At 33.8% G+C, this 24,604-nt stretch carries 23 protein-coding genes; all 23 read right to left on the reverse strand.

Annotation, left to right across the window (positions count from 1 at the left end; genetic code table 11):
• Window positions 1–28: 28 nt before the first annotated feature.
• The 23 genes from J6L97_RS07275 to J6L97_RS07385 all read right to left on the reverse strand — a co-directional run bounded on the left by J6L97_RS07275 (window position 29) and on the right by J6L97_RS07385 (window position 24,594).
• Window positions 29–466, reverse strand: a complete 438-nt coding sequence (locus J6L97_RS07275) for a PDZ domain-containing protein (protein ID WP_057726563.1) — start codon at window positions 464–466, stop codon at window positions 29–31.
• Between the two features lie 221 nt (window positions 467–687).
• A complete protein-coding gene (locus J6L97_RS07280) occupies window positions 688–1,017 on the reverse strand; it encodes a type II toxin-antitoxin system PemK/MazF family toxin (RefSeq protein ID WP_057726564.1) in 330 nt (109 codons plus the stop codon).
• Window positions 1,010–1,285, reverse strand: a complete 276-nt coding sequence (locus J6L97_RS07285) for a type II toxin-antitoxin system RelB/DinJ family antitoxin (protein ID WP_057726565.1) — start codon at window positions 1,283–1,285, stop codon at window positions 1,010–1,012. Before J6L97_RS07285 ends, J6L97_RS07280 begins: the two co-directional genes overlap by 8 nt.
• A gap of 163 nt (window positions 1,286–1,448) precedes the next feature.
• Window positions 1,449–2,903, reverse strand: a complete 1,455-nt coding sequence (locus tag J6L97_RS07290) for an ArdC-like ssDNA-binding domain-containing protein (protein ID WP_223876347.1) — start codon at window positions 2,901–2,903, stop codon at window positions 1,449–1,451.
• A 66-nt stretch (window positions 2,904–2,969) separates the two neighbouring features.
• Window positions 2,970–3,524: a hypothetical protein gene (locus J6L97_RS07295; protein ID WP_005728987.1), complete on the reverse strand. Its 555-nt coding sequence runs from the start codon at window positions 3,522–3,524 to the stop codon at window positions 2,970–2,972.
• A gap of 236 nt (window positions 3,525–3,760) precedes the next feature.
• Window positions 3,761–4,543, reverse strand: coding sequence for a Fic family protein (locus J6L97_RS07300; protein WP_005724850.1), 783 nt, complete (start codon window positions 4,541–4,543; stop codon window positions 3,761–3,763).
• A gap of 769 nt (window positions 4,544–5,312) precedes the next feature.
• The gene (locus J6L97_RS07305) at window positions 5,313–6,401 is read right to left on the reverse strand and encodes a DUF3991 domain-containing protein (protein WP_057726566.1); all 1,089 of its coding nucleotides are present in this window, start codon (window positions 6,399–6,401) and stop codon (window positions 5,313–5,315) included.
• Window positions 6,402–6,506: 105 nt separating this feature from the next.
• A complete protein-coding gene (mobP2, locus tag J6L97_RS07310; RefSeq protein ID WP_005723203.1) occupies window positions 6,507–8,075 on the reverse strand; it encodes a MobP2 family relaxase in 1,569 nt (522 codons plus the stop codon).
• Window positions 8,076–8,214: 139 nt separating this feature from the next.
• Window positions 8,215–8,574 carry a hypothetical protein gene (locus J6L97_RS07315; protein WP_005723205.1) on the reverse strand — a complete coding sequence of 120 codons (360 nt, stop codon included), beginning with the start codon at window positions 8,572–8,574 and terminating at the stop codon, window positions 8,215–8,217.
• A 14-nt stretch (window positions 8,575–8,588) separates the two neighbouring features.
• A complete protein-coding gene (locus tag J6L97_RS07320) occupies window positions 8,589–8,816 on the reverse strand; it encodes a hypothetical protein (protein WP_005721425.1) in 228 nt (75 codons plus the stop codon).
• Window positions 8,817–8,836: 20 nt separating this feature from the next.
• On the reverse strand, window positions 8,837–9,169 hold the full coding sequence (locus J6L97_RS07325; RefSeq protein ID WP_005723210.1) for a hypothetical protein: 333 nt from the start codon (window positions 9,167–9,169) through the stop codon (window positions 8,837–8,839).
• A gap of 346 nt (window positions 9,170–9,515) precedes the next feature.
• Window positions 9,516–10,385: a hypothetical protein gene (locus tag J6L97_RS07330; RefSeq protein ID WP_005724856.1), complete on the reverse strand. Its 870-nt coding sequence runs from the start codon at window positions 10,383–10,385 to the stop codon at window positions 9,516–9,518.
• Between the two features lie 11 nt (window positions 10,386–10,396).
• Window positions 10,397–10,645: a hypothetical protein gene (locus tag J6L97_RS07335; RefSeq protein ID WP_005724858.1), complete on the reverse strand. Its 249-nt coding sequence runs from the start codon at window positions 10,643–10,645 to the stop codon at window positions 10,397–10,399.
• Between the two features lie 2 nt (window positions 10,646–10,647).
• Entirely contained in the window at window positions 10,648–11,049 is a 402-nt protein-coding gene (locus tag J6L97_RS07340) for a thioredoxin family protein (RefSeq protein ID WP_005728982.1), read from the reverse strand.
• 1 nt (window position 11,050) lies between these two features.
• Window positions 11,051–11,692, reverse strand: a complete 642-nt coding sequence (locus J6L97_RS07345) for a hypothetical protein (protein WP_005727285.1) — start codon at window positions 11,690–11,692, stop codon at window positions 11,051–11,053.
• A gap of 1 nt (window position 11,693) precedes the next feature.
• Complete coding sequence (locus J6L97_RS07350) at window positions 11,694–12,272, reverse strand: hypothetical protein (RefSeq protein WP_005724861.1); 579 nt, start codon at window positions 12,270–12,272, stop codon at window positions 11,694–11,696.
• A 21-nt stretch (window positions 12,273–12,293) separates the two neighbouring features.
• Window positions 12,294–13,754: an aggregation-promoting factor C-terminal-like domain-containing protein gene (locus J6L97_RS07355; RefSeq protein WP_057726567.1), complete on the reverse strand. Its 1,461-nt coding sequence runs from the start codon at window positions 13,752–13,754 to the stop codon at window positions 12,294–12,296.
• Window positions 13,754–15,763, reverse strand: a complete 2,010-nt coding sequence (locus J6L97_RS07360) for a VirB4 family type IV secretion system protein (protein WP_057726568.1) — start codon at window positions 15,761–15,763, stop codon at window positions 13,754–13,756. The genes J6L97_RS07355 and J6L97_RS07360 overlap by 1 nt, the downstream gene beginning before the upstream one ends.
• A 10-nt stretch (window positions 15,764–15,773) precedes the next feature.
• Window positions 15,774–16,397, reverse strand: a complete 624-nt coding sequence (locus J6L97_RS07365) for a hypothetical protein (protein ID WP_054832742.1) — start codon at window positions 16,395–16,397, stop codon at window positions 15,774–15,776.
• Window positions 16,375–16,701, reverse strand: coding sequence for a hypothetical protein (locus J6L97_RS07370; protein WP_005721436.1), 327 nt, complete (start codon window positions 16,699–16,701; stop codon window positions 16,375–16,377). Before J6L97_RS07370 ends, J6L97_RS07365 begins: the two co-directional genes overlap by 23 nt.
• Before the next feature lie 3 nt (window positions 16,702–16,704).
• Window positions 16,705–19,419, reverse strand: a complete 2,715-nt coding sequence (locus J6L97_RS07375) for a pLS20_p028 family conjugation system transmembrane protein (protein WP_057726569.1) — start codon at window positions 19,417–19,419, stop codon at window positions 16,705–16,707.
• Window positions 19,420–19,463: 44 nt separating this feature from the next.
• Window positions 19,464–22,280 carry a VirD4-like conjugal transfer protein, CD1115 family gene (locus J6L97_RS07380; protein ID WP_057726570.1) on the reverse strand — a complete coding sequence of 939 codons (2,817 nt, stop codon included), beginning with the start codon at window positions 22,278–22,280 and terminating at the stop codon, window positions 19,464–19,466.
• The gene (locus J6L97_RS07385) at window positions 22,270–24,594 is read right to left on the reverse strand and encodes a hypothetical protein (protein WP_057726574.1); all 2,325 of its coding nucleotides are present in this window, start codon (window positions 24,592–24,594) and stop codon (window positions 22,270–22,272) included. The genes J6L97_RS07380 and J6L97_RS07385 overlap by 11 nt, the downstream gene beginning before the upstream one ends.
• Between the last annotated feature and the right edge of the window lie 10 nt (window positions 24,595–24,604).

Consider the following 24,604-nt stretch of genomic DNA (forward strand, 5'->3'; position numbering starts at 1 on the left):
ATATATCATTTTCGCGATATATAAAAGACTAGTTAATTTGTTTAATGCTTTCCAGAATGACTTTATTCATTTGACTAATCATCTTTCTAAAGTAGTTGTACAATTGTTGATCATTGTTACAATTGAGGTACTTAGAGTAGAAGTAGAAGTCAATTCCCTTGCTCTCTAGCTTTGCTTTTTCTTCCTGATAAATCTTGTCACTAATTACATAACCATAATTTTTTAGATAATCTTGGTTAATGTAAGTAATAAAGTCACTAGCTTGATCATGCTTTAGATTTTTAACATCAAAACCATATCTAATCAATTTCTTTTTGATCACAATCAAGGTATCTGATTTATTAAGTTGTGCTGGTTGAACGATATCAATTACATAATAGGAATTGGATAAGTCCTTAGCATAACCTTTTTTATTAGGTCTAACAACGTTAAACAATATATCTTCTAAGCTTGTAACTTCTTTCATAACTGACTATTATTTCTCCTTATCATAATCCAGACATTTCATTTATATCATATATTGAATTTGTAGTATACGATATTGCACTAACTAAAAAAATAAAGCGCCAAATTATATATTGTTACTTATATATTAAGCATAGGTAACATATATGCTAATTATAAACACGCAAAAAAACAGCCAGCTCTAAATACAACAACTTTAAAGCTAGCTGTTTTAACATAAAATTATTTTTTAGCGTTTTTACGAAGAAACTTAACTAATCTATGTGTGTCTTGATCACTTAATCTACCTATACACTTAACATTAGTATCTTTTTTAGATACCGAATAACGTCTATAAGTATCAATCCACGAATGTTTTTTCAAACCTGTAGTTTCATATTCTTTTATTTCGAAATAATACTTTTTAATTTTTTCGGATTTATTCTTAAACTTTGTCGTTATGTCAAAGAAAAAGACCTTATCCTCATTTTCCTGTAATATAAATATTGGTCGTCTTTTACCACCTGAAACCTGAACGAAACGAACATATGCTGTAGCAATATTTTTACTCATCTTTTGACATCCATTCTTGCAGTTTCTCAGGGCTATTCAGGTCTTCTGTTGTCCAATTTTTTGTTAAGTTTTGAATTTCTAATTCATCTTTCTCTCTTTCAGTTAAATTGGTTGAGAATGGTAACCCATTCTCAGCAATAAGACGCTTATAGAACATTGTGATAGCAATAGTAGGTGTTAAACCTAATTTTTTTAGAACAGCATTACCTTCTTCTACAACACCATCATCAATTTGTACTTGAATTCTCTTTTTAGTAATTGAAGCCATAGTAGTGCACCCCTCATATCATTTATACTGATATTATACTACTAAATCAATGGAATCAACCTATATAAGAGTAATATTTAGAAAATTATTTACTCACCACTTGTTCAATAAATTACTAACTGCTTTGCAATCCTCATATCAAATTTTGCATTTTTGATATTTTTTAACGATCTAATTCCTGTTCACCTTTTTGAATAGCAATTTCTTTTGCTTTTTCATTGGTCAGCGAACTGTTTACTGTAGCAACATGTGGCTTGCTAGTTTGCACTTCTTTATCATCAAGCAATTTAGACTTTTCTTGATTTTTTTCAATTTCATTTTGTAAATTGTCGGTTAACTTGCTATAGTTGCCATCTGCTGTCCAGCACTGCGTTTTATTAAATGCATCATCCAAATTTCTAACTGTATCTATTGTCATACTTTTTTCGATTTTTCTTAGTGCCGTCAATTCGGTCTTAAAATTAGTTCCATTAGTCTCATTGTCAGTAACTTCTTGCTCCATTTTTTCTTTTTGCACATACCATTGCGAGTGTTCAGGAGTATCTAAGAAGTTTTCCTTGACAATTTGACCCAATTTTTCTTGTTCTTTTTCGAGTAACTTATCGGTACTATTAGTTAGTGTCTTAGTAGCTGAACCAACATGCGTCAAAATTTGCCCTTTTACCCCACTTGGTAACTCATTAAACTTTTGTCCGTTGCTTGTCCAATTAGCTATATAATCAACTGTCTCTTGCTTAACATCAATTCCATAATGAGAACAATAAAGATAACTTGTAAGCTCCGCTTGCATCTCTTTTAATTCTCTAGGCAGGCCCTTTTCTTGTTTTTGGCTATTATGTAGCTGTGCATGTCCCAATTCATGAGCAAGCACTGATACATTCTCCGTTGAAGTGTTGTATCCATTTAACACAATTTCGTTAGTAGCCCTGTTAAAGTATCCCTTAGCATTTTGCGGATCCTTATATTTATCCCGAATATCTGCATTAAATGGGTCATAAGTAATGACTGGCATTTTCATGTCATTAGCTACACTTCTTAATCCATTCTCTAAGGAGTCAATCTGTCCTGGATTCTTCATATTAAAATCTTGGTGTCTATTAGGGTAAAGTTCTGGGTATTTTTCCTTTGGCATATTGGTTTGTGGAGCATCGAATACAGTGCCAATCTTATAAAAAGTTTTTTGGTAAGTTTCTATATTACCCGCCTCAATTTTTTGTTTTTCGTCTTTAGTGGCAGTCTTTAAGTTAGCTAATTCTTTGTTGCCATCCTTATTTTTACGATAGAAAACTGTAGCTTTAGTAGGAACAAATATTTTAATTCCTTTTTCACCTTTGTTGACCTTATAGCCCATGCTTTTAAACTTTGCAAATGATCCCACCGCAGTCGCACCTGGGCGCTGCATCTGAATCATCATTGCATTTCTTGAGGAATAGTTATGAAACTTATCCATAAAATCAAGCATTTCTACAACTTTCTCTGGTGATTGAGTATAATTATCTACTTCTTTAAGTAGTCCATTTTTTAAATCCTCAACGGTTTGAGTATGTTTCTTTTTCCAAGCTTTACGGTCAAAAGTCTTTCTAGGTCGTCTTTCAGACTTTAAAGCATTTTTATCCATATCCATTTTATCTTTAACTTGACCTGATACTAATTCTGGTTTTGATTTTTGAAGGCGATCAAGATATTATGACTGAAGTGAAATATCATCATTAAGACTCGATATCTCTTTATCAGTTAATGGTGCTGCCCAATCAGAAGTAAAACTAGATTTATTCCAATCTACATCGGCTAAAGTTCCACTTTCTTTTTCACTATCAATAACTTTTTGAGTTAGGGGCTTAATACCATTTCGATTAATCGTGTGCCATTGATAATTTCCTTCAGCGCTTGGTGAAAAAAGATAATGATACTCTACATCTGAATTAAGGTACTTACCGTCATTCTTTGATATATCGTTAATCATCGCAGATAAGTCATGATACTGTTTTCTAACAGGATCATCGATTCTTTGTCCATTAGAATTATATTCATCCATAAGTTTAGTAGCAGCTGTAGGATTTTCTGGAATATGGTTATCGTTATAGTTCCCTGTTTCAATTAACTTTTTGGCATCGTCTAAAGTACGATAATTATCTAGTAAATTTTGTCCTGTGAAAGTAAGTCCACCATCCATATGAAAATACTGAGTAGTAACTGAACCATTTGGATTTAAAATTGATACATTTGATCGTGTTGACATAATTTTTCCTTTCTAAGAAAACAAAAAAGACGCTTCATAATGAAGTGTCCTGACTACATACAAGTTATTTAGTTTTTACTACTATCACCTTCTTTCTAGTAATTTTAAATTTACACGTTTCTGCTGAAGATAATTTACTGTCTTAGCTGAGAATAAAAAACGCTGAAGTTTTGATAATTCAATGATTTCAGCGTTTTTTATACCATCTATTTAAGCCTTGGTGCGATTCTTTAATGTTACCTATCTAATTCTTGATTTTGGTAGAATGATTTAATTCTTTTAGTTTTTAGGTCATTAATGTCAATATCTTTTTGCGAAATTTCGTTGCTCAAATGATACGCAACTTCGTTCTTGCTAGGTAAAGTTTCTATCATTCGGTCCAAAGCTTTGTCTTCTTGTTCTCTAGTATCTGCACGATAAAATCTCATGAGGCTAATCATAAATTCAGCGTGGTCTATGTTGTCAAAAGGAAGGGTTAAATAATCTCTGGTTTCCCAGGTATCTCGAGCAGAGTTTGCGGCAATTAGCGCTGTTCTTTTATTTCCGTCCTGGAATGGTTGAAGCTTGGATAAGCTTGCAAATACTCTCCACGCATCTTTAGTAGTCTGTTTAGACGAGTTGTATTGTTCAATTATTTCATCTAAGTCTTCGGGGTAGACGTTTTCTGGAGCAAAGTATGCACCTTTAGCTGTGCCTTTAGGGTCTGTGATAATGACAATTGCGTCGTCTGGATTATAACTTGCATGTCTTAAGCGCCCTGGAATACTTGGGTCTTCTTCTTCGCTATGGGTAAAGGCTTTATTAATTTCAATAATTCCTTGTCTTGTAAATCCGAATTTCTTTGCTGCAGCTATGCCATCTAAAGCATCTTTTAAGATGGCACCATCGTGGTGTTGATGTACAAGCTTAGATAGGTCATTAAGATCTAAGGCTCTTTTTGTTTGCAACACAGTACTACTGTAGTCATTCATACTACCAAAAGAGACTATGAAGTTTGCAAGGTCTAGGTTTTCACTCATTTGTTCTCACTTACTTTCCATTTAGTTAGATTACTTACAATTTTAGCACTATTTAATTAATAATCCTTGTTTTTGGAGCGGCACATACGCAAGCGGTATGTGCTTCTTTTTTACATTAAATTAGCAGTTAGTTTTTGATTAGCTGCTCTTTCTTATTATTTATCTTTCTAATCTTTGATCTCTTCTTCGCATAATATGATATCCATGAGGTATATATTTAACCTGCTTATTCAAAGTTTGTTCTAATCTCTTCACTTTTTTTCTCCTTTACACTACAATAAATTTAATTGAAGAAGCAATTTTCAAATTAAGGTTTTGAATTTTCAATTCAGGTGGCTCGCTGCCTTGTCGTATGGCAAAAGAGAGCGTAGTGCATTGCTTTTCAAAAAGTCCTTCGATGTTTGGAGGGACTTTTCTTTTACACTTTTTCTTATTGAATATGTGTTAAAAAAAGTTTAAGAATAGCAGTAGAAATTAAGGATCATTACTTGATCATGTTGCCCACTGCCTTGACGATATGCTAGTCAGAATGTCTATTATTCATTAATTTATCCTTTCATGTTACAATGTAGGTAAAGATCACAGTGCAAATTAAAGAGTTGTATTTACAACTTGGCTGCCTACTACCTTAGCGATATGCTAGCTTAAAGAAGGCGAGGAATAGATCAGTGAGACTCATTAAAGAGCGGCGCATACGGAAAGCGGTATGTGCTTCTTTTTTTGCATTAAATTAGCAGCTAGTCACTGACTAACTGCTTTTTCTATATGCTTATCTTTCTAATCCTTGGTCTCTTCTCAAATAAGCCGATCGCTTTTCAAATTCTTGTCCTGGTAATGTTCTGGTTGTATGCTTAGATTTTTGTTTTCCTTGTTGCATTTTCCGAAAAGCTTTTAAGGTGTCATTCCAATCTTTACCTAATTTTTCACTAGGTTTACAGTATTTAACTTTAGGAAATTTAGATTGAATATCTTTAACAAATCTTTTTCCAGCTTCATCATTATCTACACCTAAACCTACACTTTTAAGAATTCGACCTTCTTTTTGTAATTGTGCTGCTGTTTGTGTTATATACGAGTCAAACACTTCTTTTTTAAGGCCATCCATCGAAACAAACCTAGTATTTTTCATTCCACCCTTTACTTTTACCTTAGACAAGTCAAAGAAACTAATTGCATCAATTGGTGATTCAAAAAATCTAATATTTTCTGGAGTTTTTCCATTCATACCTGGTGAATCGAATGAAAAACCATATCCCTTGGTAGAATTTTTTTCAATCATTTTGAGGGTTCCTCTTCTACCATATTTTTGATGATTAATTTTTGTACCTTGTTTTGATACTCCTTTAACTTGTCGTCTATCTTGAGGATCAAGCCACAAAAAAAGTGCGTTACCCAATTTATCTTGTGCAAGCACTTTGTCTCTATGTAATTGATCTATAGTTTGACTCGAAATTCCACGTTGATTGTGCAAGTATCCCCATACTCGATTAATTTTATTTTCTGAATCTATTTGATTTTTATCAAACTTGAAGGATTCTTTTTGGACCTGATAAACTTTGCCATCACCTACTCCACTAGTTAACACCTTATCCATTGCCTTTAGGAATTTCTCTTTTTCATTTAAATTGCTACCTGACAATTCATACAATGTAGAAAAGCTTAATGCACCTTTTCCATGAACTTGTCTTGAATTCCAGTAAAAAGAATTTTTGGATGGTGTAATTACCAATGAATCATGTTCTACCCCTTTAAATTCATCGCTGCCTGTTTGACGTAAATCAATTCCTGCACTCCTTGCATATTCAACAATACTTGCAGAATTTGCTGCTTTAATTTGTTCTTTTGTAAAAGCAAGCATTTCAATTTCTCCTATCTTTAACAATAAAAAAACAAGTAGTACAAACTACTTGCTAATTTCCCACCTATGCCCGACTAATATTTTTAGCCAATAATTAAGATGATCTTATTCTAATTCTTGCTCAACTTCATTTTGTAATTTTTCAAACTCACGTAAATTCTTTTTAGTTTCCTTATCTGCATTTATTTTTTCGAATACTTTTTCTTGATTCGATTTTATTTTTCGGATTTGACTTTGACTAATAAAAGGCTTTTTTAAATAATTGTGTCTTTTGAAAGACTTTTTAGACTTTGCACGCAAATGTGGTCTATATGAATCATCTAATTTTGACTTTTGTTCTGCTGCATCCTTCCGAATTTCTTTTAATGCAGATTGAATGTAGTCATTTGGATCAACTTTATCTTTAAAACTGATCCTGTGTCTTTGATTGTGGTTTGCTTCCTTATCGATTTTTCTTAAGTCAGCAAGCAACGCATTACCATTTCTTGCATAAATACCTTCTTTGCCATACAGTTGGTTGATTGCATAATTTTTATTTTCACGTTTACTTTTACCGTATAAAGCTTGTCGGTCATCCTGCATTTTCCAAACTAAATCTTTATATCTTTGAAAGTCGGAATTATCCTTTAACAATTCATCAACCAAATGATCCGACATTTTTTGTTGGCTTTTATCTAATTTGTTGTAAAACCATTCTCTTCTTGACTCAGGCAATGCTCTAACAAATTGATTTATCTCTGCTTGAAAAGTTGGCTGTTCAACTTGACTAGTCAAATTAACCTGAATTGCTTCTCTAATAGCTTGACGTCTCTGAGATAATTCTTTAGTCATCTCTGAAGAACCAATCAGTTCATTTGCAAAACCACTTTTCATATGATCAATTATTTTTTGTGGTCGCCTACCCTTAGGTTGACTAATCCCTTCACGGTTTATAATTTTTCTTCTTGGGTCTTTCTCAACTGTTGCAATGTGAATATGAACATTATCAGTATTTCTATGAATGGAAGCCACCCAGTACATCTCATTTAATGGTGGATCCATTTCCTTTTGAAAAATACTCTGCATTTTTTTAGTTGCCTTTTGTAGTTCTTCCTCATTTAATATTCCAGTTGTACTAGATAAAATCCCCTTCTTTTTTAAAAAACTATTATCAAAACTAACAACATCTTGCCACAAGACAGAATTATTCTCTTGTCCTTCATTTAATTGCTCACGAATATAATCTAAATCTTTCAACTGAACAATATCTTTGTCAGAGCTAAATACTCCATCTAAAACTTTTTCTTTGGTTGGATGAATTTCACTCAGCTTACTTGCAGCTTGCCCTATTCTTTCCAATTCAGTTTGTTCTTTGGTATTTAGTCCCGTTTCGTTCTTTTTCTGATTTAATGCATCAATTCGTACCATATACCCAAGATACTTATCAAATTCCTTATCATTCAAATCAAAAAAATTTCTCTTTTCCATTAACTTTTCAGCAGCTGCTTCTCGTTCAGAATGTTCTTCACTTTTTACTCTAGTAAAGTTGTTTTCCTGATTTAATTTTCTTACTTGTTTTTTAACTCGACTTAATTCATCTTTTTCTTCTGCAGTTAAAAATTCTTTTTCTTCTAATGCTTCTTTTCTGGCTATATATCCAACGTAACGTCCAAAAGCTTTTCGTGAACTCGGCACAGAAAATTTTGAAGTTAAAATTATAGCTGGTCGTCCCAAAAATTACCTCCTACAAATAAAAATTCTATGAAGCAAGTTGATTAATTATTTTGCTCTTTCAATTTTAAAAGCCGTAGAATCGCAATCTCAGCATCAAAACTTACTCAAGTTGTCCGCCATTTTCCTCCATTCTATTATTAATTCTTTCTTTTACTTTTCTCTTTGCAGATTTATAAACTTCTGCATCAATTCCATTTCCGACAATTTGCATTCCTTGAGTCATCAAAAACTCACTTACCATTTCTGTTAGAATTGCAACTTGTTCTTTGGTAAATCGCTGTTGTTTTCTAATATCACTTAAATCTTTTGTCCACTTAGAATTTTTTTCATTTTCTTCTGCTAACTTCATAAGATGATGAATTACTTCAGCATTATTTTTTAAATCGTGTTCCTCTTTATAATCTTGAATCCAATCTAAATCTGTATCAGAAATTGTCGCTCTAAAAGTTGTCTTAATCATTTTTTCTGGTCCTCTTAATCAGCGTAAGTTTCTTGTCTTTTTTTCAAAGCATTATCAATCTTTTGATTAATTTTTTGTAACTCTTCCAGTTCTTTTTCTTTTTGAACACCTAACATGGCATTGAAGAATAAGAACTTATAAAGTTGACCATTATTATCAAAGCAATGTTCTTTTCTAATCTGCCTAATTTCTTCCCATTGCTTATCGTTGAGTCGAAATTGCAAAAAGTGCTGTCGTCCCATTTCTTGCCCTCTTTCTAAATTTAATCATCTTCTTTTGCCGTGTCTTCTGACAAACTATCTAACAAATTTAATGCTCGTTCGGTGTCATTAACATCTCCACTAATGAAATACTTTGCAAGAACATTCAGCCCTAATAAATTTTCCTGCAGAAGTTTATTCTGCTTCTGAATCAATAAACTAGTTTGCGAATCTTCATTTTGATTTTGAAAATTAATTGGAATTTGTTCAATTTGTTCTCTCAAAAATTGATTTCTGGAAATTTTCTTACTTGAATTTTGATTTAATTGATTAACAATCCGATCAATTCTAGCCAAGTTTTGTTCGCTGATTCCACGGATTAAAACTTTTACCATAATTTTTCTTTCCTCTGATTTCTAGTTTCTAGTTTTCCTTCTAGTTTCTACTCTGAAATTTGACTAAAATCTGCTTCTTTTAGTTATCTCTAGTAAAGAGCATAAGGGAAATCTGACCCCACGCCTTTTATCAAGGTGTGCTGGGCTTGGTTGTACCAAGCGATTTCGCATTTTTAGAAGTGATATCACTTCTGATTAATTTGACGTCTGTATACTTCTAAATTGTTCGTCTTTTACCTGACATTACGTCTTGATACGTAATGTTTTTTAGTGATATCCGAACAGGACGTATTCTTACGTAGCTCATTACGTCCAAGACGTAACATTTTTTAGCTAAATTTTGCACCTAATTATCAAAATCACCGTCCTTAATGTCTCTGATTGTGTCTTCATATTTAGAAATTGCTTGCTGACTTTGTGTGATAGCTGCTTTGTTTTCTGAAATATCATTTTCCAAACTACTAATTTGTGTTTGGTAATTTTCTTTTTGACTATCACCAACTTTTTCTAACTTTGCCTTTGCAGAATCTAAATTATTTTGAGAATTTTGAATCGTAGCTTGAGCATCCTTAATTGTATTTTGTTCTTGACTAATCTTCTTTTTATTCCAATTAATCAGATATTGACGATAATCAAGGATATAGTTTTGATAGCTCTTAGTTACTTTGCTTGAAGTCAGATCAACCTTATTCTCTTTAATGAAGAACTCAATATAATTATTTTCAGAGAAATCTTGCATGTTAACTCGCTTATTAACTTTTTGTGGCAGAATATCAATCTTTAAATCTCCAAAGCCATTTTTGATTCCGCTAACCTCAATTACTAAAAAGTGATTATTGATTTTCTGTGATTTGATCGCAAGCTCTTCTCCATCTTCTCCGCCACGTGACATGTTTACTACTCTTATAGCATACTTTAAGTTGCTTAAGTCTGAATCGTCACTAGTAGATGTTACGTCTGTAGAGTCCCCAAGATAATACTCTAGCAACATCTTTTCGCTTTGCTTATTGTAAATAGAATTTGCTAGGTAAAATGATGAATTGCCTGTCACTACATTAACAGTTTGCTCAGTGTCAATTGATTTTCCTGTCCAATAGGGACTAGCAACGATTGCAATAAAAATTGCAGCCACCACTCCAATGAATGATAAATAAATTTTGCGATACTTATGTTTTTGGTGTCGCTTCAATTCATTTTTGTTTTTGCTTTGAATCATTTTTTGCCTTTCTAATTGTCATCCGAATGTACACGATAGTTTTTGCTATCATTTAATTCCTGTTTTAATTCAGTAATCTGCTCCTGTTGATCTCGAATTTGTCTTTGACTTTCTGAATCTGGATTATCACGATTAAAGTAAACTGTTGCCATTAGTTGTGCTGCTGATAACAAAAACAAAACTAAGGCAACTAATTTCAAACGATGATTTGATTTTTTTAGTTTAGTTTTTTCTGATTGATATACAATTCGACTAGACATTTTTAATCACCTCTTATGACCTGATCTATCTTTTCTATGTTAGTTCCCGTATATTTTTCTACTTGTTTTCCATACTTTAAATGGATAAAAGTTGGTACCTTAGTTAACTTATACTCCGTAATATAGTGTCGGTTTTGTGGTTGATTAGTATTTACAAACTGTATATTCTTTCTAAATAAATCTTTTTTCATTACAGCGTATGAAAAAATAGAACGACAGCTTTTGCAGTCATCTCGATAAAATAAAACTGTTGAGTCATCATTAGTTTTGATTTTAACGATGTTTTTTTGATTTAGTTCATGATTAACATGTTGATTAAAACCAATAACTCCTATGAACAACAAAAAAATCATTGCACAACTAACTGCAATGATTTTTACCTTAGTTTCTTTTTTCGGTTGCATCTTAATCTGCCTCACGATCAATTTGATAGCGACCAAAATACTTAATTGAAGTAATTTGATTAGTCGCTGTATCATAAATCAGCTGGTAAGCATCAGTTGGTGTTCCCAAAGTTCTATCATCTTTTGTCATTTCAAAATAAACTTTGGCATATACAGGCACTTGGTTATTTTCTAAAATACCTGTCTTCAAATCTAGTTCATCAATCTGACCTGTCATATCTGCCCCACTATATTGGAGCTCTAATTGCTTATCATTTTTAAACATAGAATTGTTCTTTAAGACTTTTTCACTTACTAAATGTGTATCTTTCACCTTGTCTGGTATTTTTAATTTTTCATCACCACTATCATACGTGTAAAGCAGTTTTAGCAGTTTACTTACCTGTTTCTTGGCTTTTGTCTGTGCTACATCCTGCTCAGCTAGTTTCTCTTTGCTGCCTCCTTCCTTCATAGCAATATGCTTTTGCGAATTTCCAATTTTAGCATCTACATTTTTTAACTCATCTTGCTTTTTAGCCAACTCAGTTCTTGCCTGATCAACATGATAGTCGATAGCTTTTTGCTTGTTAGTCTCATAATTGATTACGCCTAATTCGAGCATGATTCCGAGGATTGCTCCACCTAAAAGATATTTTTTATTCATCTTAGTTCCTCTCTATGTTGATTTCTTTAAAGCTATTTATTCTTTGGGTCTTAAGATTATAATCAAAGTCCCAACCATAAGTAACTTCTTTTTTATTGGCACTTTCGACTAGGGTTACTACTGTAATCTTAGTATGACTTACATCTGTTAAGTCACCAAAGTAAACCGTTGTACTCTTGTTTCTTAAATAACCATAAGAATCTCCATTATTTTTGATGAAGTTTTTGCCCTCTTTACCTGGAAAAATTTTTGTCCAAGCACTAAATTCTTCTTTTTGTTTAGCTGACGAAAATTTTCTTTTAGTATAGATAGCTGGTATCACTTTTAGAAACTTGTCACGTGCCTCTTCTTCTGCACTCACCACATCAAACTTTTGTTTATATGCAGAATTCTTTGTTTGACTATTTTGCTCTTGAACTATTTGCTTCTCAACAGTTTTAATTTCTGCCCTAATATCATTCAGTTCATCATTTTTAGGAACTCTGGCAATTGCAAACATTCCCAGAACAGCGAATAATACTCCAGCTGTCATCATCCATACTTTCAGATTGGACTCTCGCTCCTTTTTCTGCTGCTTCATCTTTATCCTTCTTTCTTGGCATTAATACCAGGTATGTTTCATCCAGAATTTTTGTGCATTACGCCATGAACCATATCTGCCTTTTACATATTTATTTGCTACCCTTGTTTGATTCTTATGACTGTAATCACCATTAAGATATTCTCTCTTTAATTGATAACGTCCATAAACACTTGGGTTAGCTGGGTTAACTGCGTCCCATCTACCTCCAGATTCTCTCTGAACAATCCAGTCACGTGCTTCAGATTCAGTTTTTGATAAGCCATCATCTTCTTCAGATTCTGCATCATTGTTCAAACCATCTTTAATTAATTTAATTGGGTCTTTCCAAGTACCATCATCTTTGTACGCAGAGAGCTCTGCGGTAGCAAAATCTTTTTTAGTTGCACCAATGTGAACGTGAGTAATACCATGTGCATTACTTGCTAAGTGACCTATTTTATCTCCTACTGAAACTTTGTCGCCTACCTCTACCTTGACGTATTTCAAATCTGCTTCATCAAAGCCGAATTCCTGATAAATGACATTCCAACCATCGGAGCCTTCTACCCAGACGTACATTCCTAGACTATCTTGAGTATGTCCTTGAAATGCAATTTTCTTAACGGTTCCACCATGAATTGCCAAAATATCTTGTCCACCATATGGAACAGTACCAAAGTCAACACCATCATGAAAGCCACCTGTTCTTGTAGATGACTTACCAAATAATTGCTCACCTGAGATTGTATTACCTGGTCCTTTTTTAGGAATTGACTTGAATGGCCACCCCCATTTGCCGCTTATTGGCTTACAATCTTCCTCAGCTGAATTATCTGAGCCACTAGACCCATCACCTTTAGCTAGTGATTTATTGCCTTTCAAGGCATCATATTTTTTAGCTTGAGCTTCCATACCTGCTCGGTAATCACTTTCAGCTGCGGTATAGTATCCTGCTTTTTTCATTGCATGAGCATATTGAGCAACTGTAGCATCTTTTCCTAATCCAGCTTTTTTAAAACCATTCTGAACTGTTACAGCCCACTCGGTCGCAAAATCACTTAAGTTCTTGTAGTGAACGTAATTACCACCTTCACTACCACGGCTTTCACCTTTGGTACCGATAGTGCTTCCTTCTGAATAAGTCATACCACCAAAGTTATGATCATGCTTGGCAACGGAACTATCACCATTACCTGTTTCTTGTCCCATTTGAGCAAAAAGCAATCTAGCACTAATCCCTGTTTTTTCATGTACAGCATCTGCTATATGCATCATAGCTGTCTGCCCATACTTAGGTGATTCAATGACACTAATTCTTCCTTCTACTACCCCTCCTTGTTCTCCTCCTGTGTCACATTCATCATCTGTTGCAGCACCCATTGCTGCAATCAAAATTACAATAAAATATACAACTGATAAGACAGCTAAAATTCCTAATAAAAAAGCGGCTAATCCAGCCCATCTTTTTGTCTGTCTTAACCGCTTAATATTTGTTATCATTATTGACCACCTGCAAAAATTTCAAGTTGTCGTTCAGATGGTTTCATCTTGACTTGATATCTTTCTCTTCCTCCCATCGTGACAATTGCTTGTCCTGTCTGCAAGTCAGGAATGTTACTGTAATCTGAACTATTTAACGCTTCGCCTAATAGACTTTTAATTTTCTTAAGTTGAGATGGATCCATACTCATTAGCCATTTGTATTGGCAAAGTTCAAATACCACCTTTAAGCTTGATAGTTGAGCTGATTCTACTGAATCGGGAACCATTTCTTCTGGTGATTGTGTTGCAAATATAATACCTGCATTAAACTTTCTCATTTCTCGTTCAAAGTTTTTAACATAATCAACCGCAAAAATATTTTCATAATTTATGATGTTATGACATTCATCCAGGAACACATCAAAATACTGTACATCTTGACGTGTGATTTTTCCTGCCTTTAACAGAGCATTCTGTTTTCTACCATTTATCAATGCATGACTCCAAATCAAACTTAGAGCCATATACAATTGTGCCTGATAAACATTTTGGTTCATTGTTGAAATGGCTGAAGAATCAAATAGCAAAAGCTTAGTATCTGTTAAATCTCTCATTGTAGAATAGCCATCAAATAATTGACCGTAATTTTCAATCATTGATTCCAATGCTACCTTGATTTTCTCATAAGTTCTTATTCTTTCAGCTGTGAATTGATGTTGCTGATAGTACATTGGCGTAGCCAACTTTTTTAGCCAATTTAAAAACTGACTAAAAGTTGGATATTTTTTACTATCTAAGTTAGTAATTTTTATATTTTCTTTGTTTTGTTGAAAATTTCTAGGTAATAATCCCATGTCTACATAAAATCCACGTAACAATGAATCAAATTCTTGCATTTCAATATTTGCAAAGGATCCCTTATTAATCATTTGAAATAAGATATCAACCTTAGAAATATGTTGATAAAAGCTTGATAGTTCATCAACTTTACCAGTATTTTCATCTACAGTAGTCGCCATTACTTCAAGTGGATTAATCATACCTTCTGACCCATCCAAGCTAACCACGGTTCCACCATAATGTTTAATCAAGGGAATATATTCCTTAGTTTTGTCGATCCCCCGAAAGTACATATTTCTTGCTATTGAACCTTCAACAAGCATTTTCATTAAAGTTGATTTTCCTGCACCCATCTTCCCTAAAATCATCATGTTAAATGATCTTCTAATATTGGTTGATCTAAATTGATCAAAATAAAAGGCTCCTCCAGTTGAAGTACGACCTAACCAAACACCTCTTGGATCTTTTAAACTTTGAGCAGAAAATGGATTACCAGCACCAACCGTTAAAGCAGGAATTGGTTGTTCTGGCAATGCTGCCAAATCTTTTTCTTGTTCTGATAGGGGCAATGCCATTGACTTAAACTGCTTATCTTGCATAAACATATAAACTGCAACATTATAACCTTCACCCCGAAGTTTGCCACGAAGATTAGACACCGATTGATCTAATGCTTCAATGGTTGGAGCATAAACAAAAATTCTAGTTAGCATCAATTTAGGAATTTCACCGCCTTGGCTTAATTCCAATGCATACTTTTCTAGTGATTGCATATCCTTTTGTGCATTTAATGCATCAGTAGCTTTTCTCGCATTAACTTGTCTATCAGCTAATTCTTCAATTGACCTGTTCAGTTGTCGCTTAATTTCATAGCCAGAATCAGTTTTTACATCAATTGTAGTTAACGTTGAATCATTCAATGCCACTTGAGTCATCCAAAGTAATAATGGATCGTTAGGATAATGAATTACCGATAAACAAGCCGCATATCCATCACTAGCAATTGCATAATTGTCTGCAAAAGTAATCCCGCCTTGTGGCTGGACTTCTGCTAAAAATTTGGTATTATAACCATTTTTTTGCAGTTCTCTTTGCTTTTTTAAACTAGTAACCTGTCTTGGATTTAACTTTACAGTTACTTTTTTCTTTTTATGTTTCTTTGCTTTCAATAAACTAGAAATTCGCATTTTTTCTCCCTTACTTACTATTCAAATTATTTTCTCTAAAGAGTACCTTAACTGTTTCCTTATAGTTCAATGGTCTTAATCCCATTAATCCCTGATCAGCAAATTGAGCGGTTCTAGTGTTAACTCTAATATCGTGCAAATCTTCTCCAAAAATCATAATGTAAAACTGCACATCAGAGTAATCTTCTGTATTTCTTGACAGCATTACTGATTGCAACAACATTTCATTAACTAATCGTAAACGCATTTTTTCATATCTGGTTTTGGGTGAACGAATCCCATTCTTTAAATGGCGAAAATACTGTTGTTGTTCACTAGTATCAATTCTCGTCGACATGACTACAATTTTATAATCGTTGCTATAAATCCGATTAAATGTAGTAAATGAATCTAGGTATTTACTTCTGGTTTCATCATCAAGTGAATATAAATCTGTCGAATGTACACGCAAATAGCGTGCTTGGGTGCCATCTACTAAATCAAGTATCCCGTCTTTTGAGCAGTTACTATAGCCCAAGTATTCAACTATTGATTGATCTCTTGCATCTTGTCTTGATCCTTTATCTAAGCCAAAAGCTCTAAACAAGCTAGGAGCTTTGCTCCTACTGTTTCTACTTTTTCTTTTTGTTCGCATTATTTTCTCCTTCTAAAAATAATGGATAATATCTGCTTTGGTCTTGTCGCATAATGCTTAACAAAACACGATAATTTCTAATCTTTGGTGCTAATGGGGTTCGCATTACTAGCAGAATTCCTACTACAACTCCAAAACCTGTCATTACTAATTGCCAAGTCGGTTGTAAATTAAATAGAAAAGAAATTTGTTGTCCTGCCATACCCCCAATGAAAAGAGCAAAAACATCAAACATATCTAGGAAAAAGATTTGGATAGATACATTAGTTGACTTAGGAATCATTATTTTTTGATATTTATCCATGCACTAATCCTTTCTTCTGCTATCTCCATGACCTAATTTGCCAATGTTGGTAGAACTTGGTGATTTAGTTTCAGCAGAGTTTTCAACTTGCTGATTGATTGTGGTCTTATCATGCTTAATTTCAGTCACCGTGTTAGTATTGCCTTGAGTTTCAACGGTTCTATTAGTGTTTGAAGGTACGCTGCTCTTCATAGCATCCTTCACACTACTCATTCCTTGATTGCCTACATCATGAGTAGATACTTCAGTTCTGCCAGCCTTTCTTTCAATATCTACATGGTTGGTACCAGCAGTTTCAGTTACTTTACTATGACTGTCTTGTCCCTTAAAGTCTGAAACATTGCTTAAGTGTCTACCGCCTTCACCAACTGGTTTTGGCGGTGTGGTTTGTTGATTTGAACGGTGTTGACTTGCTAACTTACTAGTGGATTTTTGAGTATCTCTCAAGCTTGGTAATTCATCGACCGCATTACTACTTGTTGGTGAGCTTGAAGAGCTATTTGCTTCACCACGCTTTGAACCTGAACCAGTAACTGAAGCACTGTTAGTTCTAGGATCATTTGCTGTTTCTTTTTTACCAGTCTTTGAACCATTCGTTGCTTCACCAACTGTGGTATTTGGAATTTTTGCATCATTACCAGTTGTCTTAGCTCCACCTGTTGACTTAATAGAGCCGTCAGTTGAACTTTCCTTAGCAGCATTTGATTTAGGCTTGCTATCATCGGTCTTAATGCCTTGGTTTTGAATATTATCAGGTTTAACTGATGTATTCTTACCTTGGTCATTTACATTTTTAGCTGAATCAACATTGCTTGTTGCAACTGTTTCTTTCTTGCCATCATAGTTTGGATTTCCTACAAATGAAGTATCACGTCCAATACCTGTTGGTTCTGCACTGCCACCATTCTTTTCAGCTCTGTTTTGCATGTATGGATTATGATGTAAAGTGTTGTACTGATTATCAGTTAAACCACCATTTCTCATCATTCTAGCGGCTTCATCTTGTACAGTTTCAGATACAGCGCCAGAATTTACTGCCCTGTTCCAATCAACTGCACTGCCACCATTCTGCTTAAAGTCGCTATGAGCTGAACGAAAGGCTCTTCTTGCATAACTGCCAGCTTGTTTTGCTTCACTATTGCTTGCTCCATTTTCTTTAGCAATAGCCTTAGTAGAGCTACCAGCTTGCCAAGCTTGAGCTTCACCAATCGCTGCCCCTGCTAACTTACCAGAACCTCTGGCAACTCCAACAGCGCCTTCAGCTAAATTTTTACCTTTACCAGCAATATATTCAGTTGCTGCAATTCCTCCAGCAACTTTACTCCAACCTTGCTTAAGTCCAGTATCCAAACCAAAGAATTTTTGCACCTTGCTTGAACCTTCCCAAAGTGCCCAAGTTAAAGCAATCATTCCAACTGCATATAAATAAGGATTATCATGAATCTTTCCTGCATCTGATGAACTCATCCACACGGCTACAATTCTATAGAACGCTAATTCAAAGCCTTGGAATGCAATTAACAACGCTGAACTAAAAATATCTTGTACCGCAGCTTTAGTACGCTTTCCAGTTTCCAAATCAGTGGAGAAAATAATGATTGATAATACTTGCATAATTGCCAATTCCACGAATGCTCTTACTGAAACAAAGCAAACTAGTAAGAAGGCAACTGTCATTGAAAGTAAGGCAACTACAACTGGGAAAAATTGTACTGAATATCGTTCATATCCACCGTTAAAAATTTTGAAAAAGGCAGTATTGCTTTGACTTACTTGGGTTGCATAATATCCTGAATATGCTTTTCCCTTTACATTTGATTTCGTACCAACGCCTGTAGGAGCTAATTTATAACGCAAATTGTCAGGATCCCATGCTGGTTTTTCCTTAGACTTATTTGCTTTATTACTTAATTTCTCAGCTAAATCAGCTGAAATAGTAGTTGATAAATCGCCTGATGTTGCAGTATCAAAATCAGACTTGTTCATAGCAAATGAACCATAGTGAACATCTTTTTGTCTCTGGTCTTTAATTTCACCATTTTTATCTTTAGAAACACCTTCCCATTTGGTATTAGTATCCCCATTATTGATTTTGAAGCCACTAAAATTATTAGCTATGATTGCTAATAGGTCATTAGAATTGGCTTGTACTACCTGATATGGCAAGCTTGACGTCCCTTTATCATTATCAGCCTGTACAAAGCCTTTATATACACCTGTAGACTGATCAACCACCCAATTTGTAATTGGCTGAATATTTCCGATTAAGAACGCTGAAATTGCTAATTGCCAAACGACATTTTTTAATTGAGGAGCTTTACTTGAGGTACCAATTTTAATTCCGATCCAAGTTAAGGTTAAAATCATCAACCCTGCAGCAATTCCCATTACCCCATTAATTAAATTAGTATTTAATCCTGTGGATTTTAAGATTCCTGAGAAATCCAAACTATCTGTTGCTAGTTCACTTGCCCAATTGGCAAATCCATAAAAGATCTTAACTATGCCCCATTTTGTCTGATTCAAAATACGTCCCAAAAAATCATCATAATGTAAATAAGGTGCCGCATTTTGTAGAGCTTCAGTTACTTTTTGTAATTTGGCTGGATCATAATCACCTGAATTGGTTGATTTTTGCCACCAATCTACCAAACCACTAAAAATATCAAGATACTTAGGATTGATGAAACTAGTTAAATAGAATAACCAATTTGTCATTAATTTTTCCTTTCTTTAAACAAAAAGATAAGTAGTCATTATCGCTACTTATCTTGATAATATTCATTAAAGCTTTGGCTAAATTCCTGTGTTAACTCATTCTTTTCCTTGTTCTTATCTTCTAATTTTTTATCTTTATAGATGATATTAACAAAAGCTATTGAACTTGGTTTTTGTCCTTCAGGCACATCTTTTAATTTTATAGCCTCGTTCAATATTGCTTGTTTTGTTCCATCACTAATATCACCATCATGTTCCGTTAACCAGTTCGTGATAAATGGTGGAATCTGATTTTCTTCTTCCTTTAAAGACTTCTTCATTTCTTGTTCTTCTTTAGCATCTTTAGTAGTTGCTTGAACATTTGCGTCACTTTGATGATATTGGTTATACGCCTGCAAAGCCAAATTTTCTTCTTCTACTACTGCATTTCCATCTTCATCTTGTTTGGTAACTTGCTCAGTCCAAGTTAACCATTTGCTCCAATCGATTTCTAATGCTTTTAAATTAATATTGGCGTGTGCATCAATCTTTTCAACTAAATCTGGATTAGTTTTAGGATTAAAGTCATCAGTTAAGAATGTATGTGCAAACGGCATTAATGTTTTTCCTGTGTTAAAAATAGGATGTGAAACTACCGCCCAGCCCCATTTATTCATTCTTGTTAAAGGTCTCAAAACTAATCTTTCACCGCCAGCTAAATGTTCTAATCGTTCTGGTAGTATCAACGGTACTTTATCTACGCTAACACTAACATTTTTGGCTAAACCATTTTGATCTTTAGAAATATTGCTTGTCTCAATCGTTTTATTGCCACAAGCTTCTGAAAATTCTTTGTTAGTGGCTGAATCAGTAGACATAATCAAACATTTATTCTGACAATTTTCTTTAATAACTTGTCCGTCTTCTTTGCCATACTTACTGTAGAGCTGGGCATAAGACTGGATAACTAAAGTAAATAGAATATTACGACCTGCTGAAACTGTCATAATCTGATCCATATTCTGCAGCGGAATCATACTACCAAACTCATCAAAAATACATTGTACTCGTCTAATTGTCTTTCCACCTTGAACCAGCCGACACTGACGTGATAATTCTGTATATAATTGATTAACAAAAATTGTAGCTAGCAAGTTGTTTGAAGCATCTGAATCTGGAATTTTCATAAAGACTGCAATTGGCTTATCACTATAATGCATCTTAAAGTTTTCCATCTTAATTTCAGGTTTTCCTACCTGACTTACTTCAACCTTTTTAACTTTAGGATTAATCTTTAACTTAAAAGTATTCTTCAAACGCTTATGTCCTGCAATAGCTTCAATTTCAACAAAGCTTCCTGTTTTTAGATTGACATCAAAGTTGTTTTCAACAAATCCTTTTTGACTAACACGAATCTCATTCGTTTTCAGTTTTTTATTATGATTATCTCTAAAATTGATTTTAATTAACTCACCATATAGTCGTTGATCAAGCAATTGAAACTCCAAATATTTTGGAAAACCAATTGATTTCATTTCTAGTGTGTTCATACTGGTCATGCGTGAGTTTTTCGGTAAAGTGAAAATATCTAGTTTCTGTACAACAGTTGAAAAAATTGAGCCTCTTGCCTTATCACCTGAGAAATTTGTGGAACCGAATTCTTTTTTAGCAATAGATCCCTGTTCCAAATGCTTAAAGTATTCACTTAAAACGTTGTGTTGAGTATATGGATCTGATGGATTAGTATAATCTATCTGTCCTAACTGATTAACTAAATCAGCGATATTTACAAAAGTAATATATTCTGGATGGGCTTTTTTATCTCTAAAGTTTTTAGGATTCATGCAATACTCAATCAAAGCAATAATCATACCATTAACAGCTGATTGTGCGCCGTCATTAACCCACTTGTTTTGACCTGCTTGTTTATCAAAATAAAGCGAGTAGGTAATTGAGTTAACTAATTGCATTGCTCCTTCAACATCGCCCTGCTCCCAGCTTCTAATGATTAACTGTAGCGGATTAAATGCGATTCCTTTGTTTGGGTCATCTAAATTTAATTCATAAACATCATAGCCACGCTTCCTCAACGTATTTACAGAAGCAACATACAGTTCTCCTTTAGGATCATTCACGACTAGTGACGATTGTTTTTCAGCCCTACTTACTAGGTCGATTTGTTCTAATATAGTAGTTTCACCTTTACCAGACCGTGAAGTACCAACAATCAAATTATGAACTGTACTTGTATCAATGAAATAATAGCCATGTTTAGTAATAAATGGAAATTTTTGGGTTAATCCTAATCTATTAATGTGAGCAATGGGAAACCCACCAAAACCTTTAAAGCTAGGCTTTTTAGGATCTAACCCTGGTTGACTATGATCAGGCACTTTTACATAGGTGTCTTCTAATTCCTTAACTGTAGTAAAACGGGCATTTCCCTTTTGCCCATGAGCGACTTTTTGACTTTCAAAGTGAAATTTTTGACTTAACAATCCACCAATAATTACGCTAGCAGCAAATACCTCTAAAATTTCCATGGGCTTCAACTGTGTCTTAAAGAAATTCAAGCCAGCTAATCCCACTTTATCTAAATCGAGACCATTCGTGAATAAGTTATAGTTTTTACTTTTAGTTTGTAACATGACATTATGGAATGCTCCTAATAACCACATTATTACTAGAAAGATAAAAATTCCTATAACCAACGTTGTTATCAGCTTCGTATAATTAAAATTAATATTGCTAGACTGCTTGTTTTCATTTTTGGGACGATGTAATTGTCTTTCAACTTGATACAAGCCCTTTTTTACAAGATTCTTTTCCTTGTTTCTAGCATTTTTTAGATTTATTCGTGATCTTCTTTTTTTAGTACGCATATCTAGCTAACCACCCATCTTGCCAATCAGCAATATCATAGAAAGCCAATGCGACAGCTTTTTTAGCTGAGTTGGAAATTTCTGTTCGCTGATCATCAGTTAAACTTAGCCAAATATCCCTTGTCTGAGCTTTGTCTTCATTAGCAATGGCACTGTACAAACTAGCAATTGGATTTGAATATATTGTAGCAATCTTCTTTAAATTTCTTGCGTCACCTTGCCCTAATAAACCATCTAGCATATCTCTCTTTTGTGCCCAAGTCTTAGTTTCACGATATTGTTTTAAAATAGCTTGTGACCTAGTTAAATAAGTTGGAGTAGATTTAGTCTTTGATTTAGCATTAGTTTTTTGATTTTTAGCAATATCTTTTTTAGCAGATTGCTTACTACTTGATTGCTTGTTTTTCTTGACATGCGAGTTTGAACTTGATCGTTCAATTGAAGCTTTTTGTTCATTATTAGAATGGTTATTAGTATAAGCCCATGTACCACCCAAAGTCGCAGCTGCAAGGCAAACTAATGAGATAATTTCAGATTTATAGTGATGTTTCTTAGGACTGTTATCCTCGGTTTCTGGCTTTAACTCTGAATCTTCTTCATTTGATTCAGAATCAATTGGTGCATCATTTTTCTTAGTATCATCTAAGTCTACTATTTCACCATCAACATGTGGCACAGGCACTAAAGCATTCTTTCCATCATTATTTAAAGTAATTTTTACGTTAGGATTTTCTAAATTATTTTGAGTAATTGCTGCAGCAATTGCTTTCGCAAATTCCTCAGGCAACTTTGCCATATTTTCTTGTTGCAATTTTGCTAAAGACTCATTCTGCTCAATTGCTTTTTGCTTTAAATCAAGTTCACGTTCTTTGCGAGCAGCTTCTGCTTCTCGCTGACGCTTTTCCTCAGCCTTTTCTTGATCAAGTTGCTTTTGTTGATTTATTTGTTCTTTAGCTAATCGAACTTTTTCTTGAACCTTCTTTAAATTGTCTTCAAATAAATCATTATTCTTGTCATAGTTATTTCTAACTGCATGATCAAAATCATTACTAATGGTTGTTCTACTATCATCTAACTCAGAATTTCGTTTTTGTACTTCTTCATCACGCGCAACACGTTCTACTTTAGCTTTATCAGCCTTTAATTGCTCATCAATTTGTTCATTAGCATTACGAGTTTTAAGCTCTTCTTGATCATTAAAATTTTTCAAAGCTATATTGCGTTTTTCTTCTAATTGCTTCTTATACTCAGCTAATGCGGCTTCATCATTAGTCTTTAGTTCTAGTGCCTTGTTTTCTTTTAATTTACTCAAGTCAGATTGATTATTTTGCTTTTGATGAGTTGCTTTAACTACCAGTTGTTGAATCTGTGCCGCTGTTCTGTCTTCAACAATTTTATCTAGTGACTCTTTAGTAACTCTGTTATATGCTTCCTTTAATCTATCTACAATTGCAGCCTTTGATTTCGCTAAACCTTCATCATATACACGTTGAATATCTTGCATTGAATAATCTCTTAACGCCTGATCAATTTTATCATTCAACGCTTGATCATATTGATCTTTAGGATTATCTAAATAGCCTAAATCATGACGAATATTATTTAGAGCAAATTGATTTTTATCATATCCTCTTGGCAAACGGTCAAGAATATCATTGGCATCGGTATATTTGCCATAGCTAATTACTTCACTGCGACTAGTTTCTGTTTCAGTTGTTTGACCTGCTTGAATTGGTAAAGCATCAACCTCTTCAGGTAATTGTGTAGGAACATTATTCAAACTAGGATTGGTTGCGGCATTACTATTTGATTCTTCTGTTGGACTGTTATCCTCAGTCTCATCATTTACATCATTTTCAGGAGGTATTTCATCACGCACTTCATCATCTGAATCTAGAATTTGATTATTATTAAACATGAACCCATTGTCTTTATTTAAGTCCTCTTCATCATCACTCAAACTAGGTTCAAGTTCATTAAAGATTTGATCCTTTAGTGTTGTTACTGTTTCTTCTTGATCACGAGTTAAATTTTCATTCTCTAAATCACGATCAATCAAGTTTAAAATACCCCCGTCTTGATCCTCAGGTAAAATTTGTGCTTCAAAGCTGCTCTCTTCACGATCCTCATCTTCATCATCAAAGATAGTAAATGTAACATTAGAATCAGCTTCTTCTAAGCTCTTTGCATAGTCCTTAACTGCATCATCTGCAGTTTTAATGTCTAATTCAGGCGATTTTCTACTTAATTTATGCTTAAATTGAAAATATTTTTTCGCCCCTTTTGGTACCTTATCAAAGGTAACTAATAGCATAATCTTCTCT

The sequence above is a fragment of the Lactobacillus crispatus genome (genome assembly GCF_018987235.1).
Lineage (GTDB): Bacteria > Bacillota > Bacilli > Lactobacillales > Lactobacillaceae > Lactobacillus > Lactobacillus crispatus.

What these genes read in the sequence shown, in the direction of transcription:
- J6L97_RS07385 (WP_057726574.1), bottom strand. Translation starts at nt 24,594, where the DNA reads ATGCTATTAGTTACCTTTGATAAGGTACCAAAAGGGGCGAAAAAATAT.
- J6L97_RS07330 (WP_005724856.1), bottom strand. Translation starts at nt 10,385, where the DNA reads ATGATTCAAAGCAAAAACAAAAATGAATTGAAGCGACACCAAAAACAT.
- J6L97_RS07355 (WP_057726567.1), bottom strand. Translation starts at nt 13,754, where the DNA reads ATGATAACAAATATTAAGCGGTTAAGACAGACAAAAAGATGGGCTGGA.
- J6L97_RS07315 (WP_005723205.1), bottom strand. Translation starts at nt 8,574, where the DNA reads ATGATTAAGACAACTTTTAGAGCGACAATTTCTGATACAGATTTAGAT.
- J6L97_RS07380 (WP_057726570.1), bottom strand. Translation starts at nt 22,280, where the DNA reads ATGCGTACTAAAAAAAGAAGATCACGAATAAATCTAAAAAATGCTAGA.
- J6L97_RS07295 (WP_005728987.1), bottom strand. Translation starts at nt 3,524, where the DNA reads ATGTCAACACGATCAAATGTATCAATTTTAAATCCAAATGGTTCAGTT.
- J6L97_RS07335 (WP_005724858.1), bottom strand. Translation starts at nt 10,645, where the DNA reads ATGTCTAGTCGAATTGTATATCAATCAGAAAAAACTAAACTAAAAAAA.
- J6L97_RS07345 (WP_005727285.1), bottom strand. Translation starts at nt 11,692, where the DNA reads ATGAATAAAAAATATCTTTTAGGTGGAGCAATCCTCGGAATCATGCTC.
- J6L97_RS07370 (WP_005721436.1), bottom strand. Translation starts at nt 16,701, where the DNA reads ATGGATAAATATCAAAAAATAATGATTCCTAAGTCAACTAATGTATCT.
- J6L97_RS07360 (WP_057726568.1), bottom strand. Translation starts at nt 15,763, where the DNA reads ATGCGAATTTCTAGTTTATTGAAAGCAAAGAAACATAAAAAGAAAAAA.
- J6L97_RS07275 (WP_057726563.1), bottom strand. Translation starts at nt 466, where the DNA reads ATGAAAGAAGTTACAAGCTTAGAAGATATATTGTTTAACGTTGTTAGA.
- J6L97_RS07300 (WP_005724850.1), bottom strand. Translation starts at nt 4,543, where the DNA reads ATGAGTGAAAACCTAGACCTTGCAAACTTCATAGTCTCTTTTGGTAGT.
- J6L97_RS07350 (WP_005724861.1), bottom strand. Translation starts at nt 12,272, where the DNA reads ATGAAGCAGCAGAAAAAGGAGCGAGAGTCCAATCTGAAAGTATGGATG.
- J6L97_RS07325 (WP_005723210.1), bottom strand. Translation starts at nt 9,169, where the DNA reads ATGGTAAAAGTTTTAATCCGTGGAATCAGCGAACAAAACTTGGCTAGA.
- J6L97_RS07305 (WP_057726566.1), bottom strand. Translation starts at nt 6,401, where the DNA reads ATGCTTGCTTTTACAAAAGAACAAATTAAAGCAGCAAATTCTGCAAGT.
- J6L97_RS07375 (WP_057726569.1), bottom strand. Translation starts at nt 19,419, where the DNA reads ATGACAAATTGGTTATTCTATTTAACTAGTTTCATCAATCCTAAGTAT.
- J6L97_RS07280 (WP_057726564.1), bottom strand. Translation starts at nt 1,017, where the DNA reads ATGAGTAAAAATATTGCTACAGCATATGTTCGTTTCGTTCAGGTTTCA.
- J6L97_RS07285 (WP_057726565.1), bottom strand. Translation starts at nt 1,285, where the DNA reads ATGGCTTCAATTACTAAAAAGAGAATTCAAGTACAAATTGATGATGGT.
- J6L97_RS07290 (WP_223876347.1), bottom strand. Translation starts at nt 2,903, where the DNA reads ATGGATAAAAATGCTTTAAAGTCTGAAAGACGACCTAGAAAGACTTTT.
- J6L97_RS07365 (WP_054832742.1), bottom strand. Translation starts at nt 16,397, where the DNA reads ATGCGAACAAAAAGAAAAAGTAGAAACAGTAGGAGCAAAGCTCCTAGC.
- J6L97_RS07340 (WP_005728982.1), bottom strand. Translation starts at nt 11,049, where the DNA reads ATGCAACCGAAAAAAGAAACTAAGGTAAAAATCATTGCAGTTAGTTGT.
- J6L97_RS07320 (WP_005721425.1), bottom strand. Translation starts at nt 8,816, where the DNA reads ATGGGACGACAGCACTTTTTGCAATTTCGACTCAACGATAAGCAATGG.